The sequence below is a fragment of the Holdemanella biformis DSM 3989 genome (genome assembly GCF_000156655.1).
Classification (GTDB): Bacteria; Bacillota_I; Bacilli_A; order Erysipelotrichales; family Erysipelotrichaceae; genus Holdemanella; species Holdemanella biformis.
The window spans coordinates 55,241-59,995 of record NZ_DS996846.1; the positions used below are offsets into that span (position 1 = coordinate 55,241).

Consider the following 4,755-nt stretch of genomic DNA (forward strand, 5'->3'; position numbering starts at 1 on the left):
CTGTCTTACGACAGTTTAATTATGCATTTAAAGCAGCTTTTGCTTCTTCGCAAAGTTTAGTGAAGCCTTCAGCATCGTGAATAGCCATTTCACTTAACATTTTACGGTTGATTGCAATATTAGCTAATTTTAATCCGTGCATTAAACGAGAGTATGATAAGTCATTCATACGTGCAGCTGCATTAATACGTGTAATCCAGATTTTACGCATGTTTCCTTTTAACTTACGACGATCGTTGTATGCATATCTGAATGAATGCATTACCTGCTCATTTGCAGTTTTGTATAATGTATGTTTTGATCCAAAGTATCCTTTGGCAAGTTTCAACACTTTTTTTCTACGAGCGCGTGAAACTGTTCCACCTTTAACTCTTGCCATTCTTTATATCCTCCTTAATTACTTAACTAACATTTCCTTAATACGTTTGTAATCTGTAGCATGTACAGTACCTGGTTTAGCTAAGTGACGACGTTGTTTCTTAGTCTTTCCATGGAAACGGTGAGATGTATAAGCGTGAGATCTCTTTAATTTTCCAGAACCTGTCTTTTTTACACGTTTTGCTAATCCTCTATGACTCTTCATTTTAGGCATAGTCTAGTCCTCCTTACTTCTTTTTAGGTGCCAACACTGTTGACATCGTATTACCTTCCATTGAAGGTTTCTTTTCAACGATAGCTACTTCAGACATAGCTTCGATGAAGTCATTCATGATCTTACGACCAACTTCCAAGCGAGTGATCAAACGACCACGGAATCGCATATCAATCTTTACTTTCATACCCGCTTCGATCCATTTTGACGTCTGACGTACTTTAGTTTCAAAATCGTGTGTATCGATAATCGGTGATAAACGCAAAGATTTAACTTCAACAACATGTTGTTTACGTTTCGCTTCTTTAGCTTTTTTCTGTTGTTCGAAATGATAGCGACCATAGTCTAAAACTTTACACACAGCCGGACGCGCTTTGGGTGCAACACACAACAAATCTAAATTTTGTTTGTATGCAATGTCCAATGCTTCTTTTTTTGACATAACTCCCAATTGTTCTCCATCCGCATTGATGACAAGAACTTCTCTAAACGGAATCTTTTCGTTAAACAAATCATCGTTTACATTATTTGGGGCAACTTTTCTGTTATTGATATTCGACACCATCCTTTTTTTAATTTTCACAAAAAGAAAATGGGTGCATTCAACACCCATCACTCTTTTAAACGAATTCAAACTGAATTGGCCGTGAACCTATGTCCCTCTAGACATCAGGTGAGAAGGGGTGCTTCTATCTTTCCATTTCTTTTACTTATTGATAATACCATACACATGTGGTATATGCAATATTTTTTTCAAAAAAATAAAGCCGACTCATCGACTTATACACATAAATGGTGGACTCTTGGGGATTCGAACCCCAGACCCACTGATTAAGAGTCAGTTGCTCTGCCAGCTGAGCTAAGAGTCCATTTATCAGTGCCCATATATATTACCATAACATATTTTTGATTGCAACTGTTTTTTTAAAAAATAAGGATGTCTTTGACACCCCTATTCCATCATAGCCATTTTTTCTTCCCATTCCTTCATTAAGGCGGCTATTTCATTATGCTTATCATCGATTTTTGCATCCAACTCTTCCATCTTACGATAATCTTGATAATACTCTGGCTCATATCTTAATTCTCGCATAGCCTCTAAATCTTGCTCAGCCTCATCTAATAAAACTTCAAGTTTCGCAACACGATTTTTAATAGCCTTTAAATCCGTAAAAGATACCGTTTGTGGTTTTACCTCTTTTTCAACCTTCGCTACCGATTCTACCAATTCATTATTCGCCTTTTTATCCAAGTATTCTTCATAATTCAAATCATAGATTTTACCTACAGAATCCATCTCTAATACGCGCGTAGCCATTTTCTTTAAAAACATACGATCATGCGATACAAAAAGAATGGTTCCATCATACTTTTCTAATGCCGATTCCAATGCTTCTTTAGCTGGTATATCCAAATGGTTTGTAGGTTCATCTAAAAGTAAAACATTATCATGTTCTAACATTAGTTTCGCAAGAGCTAAACGCACTCTTTCGCCACCCGACAAATCATTCACTTCTTTAAACACTTCATCCTGCGTAAATAAAAAACTAGCTAACGTATTACGAATCTGTGTTTGCGTTGCATCCGGATCCATATCCCATAATTCATCAAGAACATTTTTATTAGATTTCATCTGGGCACTTTCCTGATTAAAATATCCCACATCGATTTGATGACCAAATTTGAAACTACCAGAAATGGCAGGAAGTTCTTTCACCAAAGTTTTGATCAAAGTGGATTTACCAATACCATTTGGTCCAACAATGGCCATACGTTGTCCTTGCAGTAATTGAAAGGACACTTTAGACAACACTTTATCATAGCCAACACTTAAATCTTCAACATCAAGAACTTGTTTACCACCCTTTCTTGCACAAGTAAACACCGCCTTTATTTGACTTGTATCCGATGAACTATCTTCAATTTTATCCATACGATCCAAATATTTTTGTTTACTCTTCGCAAAAGCGGCTTTGTTCTTTTTATATCTGAACTTCTCAATCAAATCCTCTAAACGATGAATTTCTTGTTGTTGACGAACATACGCCTCATGATTCTTTTTTAAATATTCTTCTTTTGCCTTTAAATAATGCGAATAATCCCCCACATATCTTTGTGTCTTACCAAATTCAATTTCTACGATTTCATCCACAACATGATCCAAGAACATACGATCATGGCTGACCAAAACAACCGCAAAAGGATAATGCTTCACATAATTTTCAAGCCATTCTATAGCTGCGATATCCAAATGGTTTGTAGGTTCATCCAACAATAAAATATCTGGTTTCGTCAACAATAATTTAACTAAAGCGATTCTTGTTTTTTGTCCCGAACTAAATTCACATAATTTTTTATTTAAATCATTCTCATCAAATTGAAAATGAAAAAATACATTCTTTAATTCCACCTCATATTGATATCCATTTAAAGCTTCAAAACGAGTCTGCAACGCATCATATTTCGCAAGTTGCTTTTCACTCGAATCTGTTTTTAAAACTTCCGCCTGCTCATTTAATTGTTTTTCTAATTCACGAACCTTATCAAAAGCTGTTAAAAGCTCTTCATATACAGTCTTTTCCTCATCCACAAAAGTAATCTGTGCTAAATAACCAATGTTTGTTCCATTCAATACCATACGTGTTCCAGAATCATAATTTTCCTGCCCACAAATAATTTTCATCAACGTCGTTTTACCGCAACCATTACGTCCAACTAATGCTATCTTTTCATTATCACGTACTTGAAAATTTGCACCAGCCAAAACCGTTTTGGCACCAAAAGACTTTTGAATATTGCTCAATTGTAATTTCATACTATATCACCCTTAAATTTCAAAATATCTAACAATACTTTTAACCAATATTTTAGCTATCGCATCCGCATTTTCATTATAGTAAGTAACGCTTTGCGAATTCATTGCACTCGCATATGAAAAATAAAGGCCATACATTCCATATGCATCTTTATAATCTTCATTTTTAAACTCATCCCCATATACACCTGCATATGTAGCTCTTCCACCCGTTTCTCTTAATTGAGGATAAAGTTCATACTCTAAAACTTTTCCATCATCACTTTCTGCATAAGAATCGTATAAAACACCGTTCTCCTGTGTAGTATTCGTTCTTGCTTCATATAAAGTCAAACCATTTTGTTCCATAAAATATGAAACCGTATTAGCCAATCCACTATTTGTATAAGGACTCGTTAACATATATGGAGCATAAACATTCTCATCTAAACTAGCACCTAAGGCTAAATATAATTTTGCCTTTGTCTTATAAGCACGTGCTGGACGACCATTCGCTCCATAATAGCCTGGAGTTTCATTTTCCTTACGCAAAATTTTTACTTTCAAGCCTTTCTTTTCCAATTCTTTTTTCACTTTCTTGGCAAATTCTAAAGAAGAGCTAGCCTCATCTAAAATAGATGTACTTGCACCAACATCAACTGTATTCGAAAAATAATTCATCGCATTTCCGCATGGATCAATAACCACATCATAAATATCTTCATTTGGTTCTTGATTTGTTACTATAATAAAAGCGTAATTCTTCTTAAATTGAATTCCATATTCTTTCAATGCATTTTTATCCGCCATAAAAGATACGGAAGTCACCTTTTCATCACGACGCATCGTAGTAATAGCTTTTGCCTTAAAAGCATCTTTGAAATAAATTCGCTCTTTTTCAAAATGATTATAAGTATATAATTCATAGATTCCTTCTTTTAAAGTTCCTAAATCAACACCTGAATCTACGCTTCCATTAAAAGTAAAACTCGTTGTTGCATCCGTCATGACATTTCTTAATACAATGTTGTTACCTTGCATCTTATCTGTTTCTGTTGATCCATATTTACTTTTGTACAAAGATAACGTTTCTCCATAAACCACATAATCCTTTAATAGATACGTACCTTCAAAATCCTTTCCCACCTTTTTCTGTAATTTATCAACATCCACACCATTCAAGTAAGATTGAGATGATTTATTCGTTTGTTTCGGCTTTGAAACATATAAAAAAACACAGACAATCGCAACTGCAATCGTAACCATTCCGATAATCATTGTGCTTAAATTTCTTTTATTTATTACTCTTGTTTTTTTCATACCCCTTATTTATATCACACAAGAAAACAGGTATCAACGAGATACCTGT

The 4,755-nt window shown here is 34.6% G+C and carries 5 protein-coding genes and 1 tRNA gene; all 6 read right to left on the reverse strand.

What is annotated here, in order from left to right; translation table 11 throughout:
• Window positions 1-19 precede the first annotated feature (19 nt).
• The 6 genes from rplT to EUBIFOR_RS09475 all read right to left on the reverse strand — a co-directional run bounded on the left by rplT (window position 20) and on the right by EUBIFOR_RS09475 (window position 4,706).
• Window positions 20-379: a 50S ribosomal protein L20 gene (rplT, locus tag EUBIFOR_RS09450; protein WP_003865814.1), complete on the reverse strand. Its 360-nt coding sequence runs from the start codon at window positions 377-379 to the stop codon at window positions 20-22.
• 18 nt (window positions 380-397) lie between these two features.
• Window positions 398-592: a 50S ribosomal protein L35 gene (gene rpmI / locus EUBIFOR_RS09455; RefSeq protein ID WP_003865815.1), complete on the reverse strand. Its 195-nt coding sequence runs from the start codon at window positions 590-592 to the stop codon at window positions 398-400.
• Between the two features lie 13 nt (window positions 593-605).
• Window positions 606-1,157: a translation initiation factor IF-3 gene (infC, locus tag EUBIFOR_RS09460; protein WP_040466462.1), complete on the reverse strand. Its 552-nt coding sequence runs from the start codon at window positions 1,155-1,157 to the stop codon at window positions 606-608.
• Window positions 1,158-1,385: 228 nt separating this feature from the next.
• Window positions 1,386-1,461 (reverse strand) — tRNA-Lys (locus tag EUBIFOR_RS09465).
• Window positions 1,462-1,544: 83 nt separating this feature from the next.
• Entirely contained in the window at window positions 1,545-3,407 is a 1,863-nt protein-coding gene (locus EUBIFOR_RS09470) for an ABC-F family ATP-binding cassette domain-containing protein (RefSeq protein ID WP_003865817.1), read from the reverse strand.
• A 12-nt stretch (window positions 3,408-3,419) separates the two neighbouring features.
• Window positions 3,420-4,706: a hypothetical protein gene (locus tag EUBIFOR_RS09475; protein WP_003865818.1), complete on the reverse strand. Its 1,287-nt coding sequence runs from the start codon at window positions 4,704-4,706 to the stop codon at window positions 3,420-3,422.
• Window positions 4,707-4,755 lie beyond the last annotated feature (49 nt).

Bases quoted from the DNA above. Each gene is read 5' to 3' on its own strand.
- rplT (WP_003865814.1), bottom strand. From the start codon at position 379: ATGGCAAGAGTTAAAGGTGGAACAGTTTCACGCGCTCGTAGAAAAAAA.
- rpmI (WP_003865815.1), bottom strand. From the start codon at position 592: ATGCCTAAAATGAAGAGTCATAGAGGATTAGCAAAACGTGTAAAAAAG.
- infC (WP_040466462.1), bottom strand. From the start codon at position 1,157: ATGGTGTCGAATATCAATAACAGAAAAGTTGCCCCAAATAATGTAAAC.
- EUBIFOR_RS09470 (WP_003865817.1), bottom strand. From the start codon at position 3,407: ATGAAATTACAATTGAGCAATATTCAAAAGTCTTTTGGTGCCAAAACG.
- EUBIFOR_RS09475 (WP_003865818.1), bottom strand. From the start codon at position 4,706: ATGAAAAAAACAAGAGTAATAAATAAAAGAAATTTAAGCACAATGATT.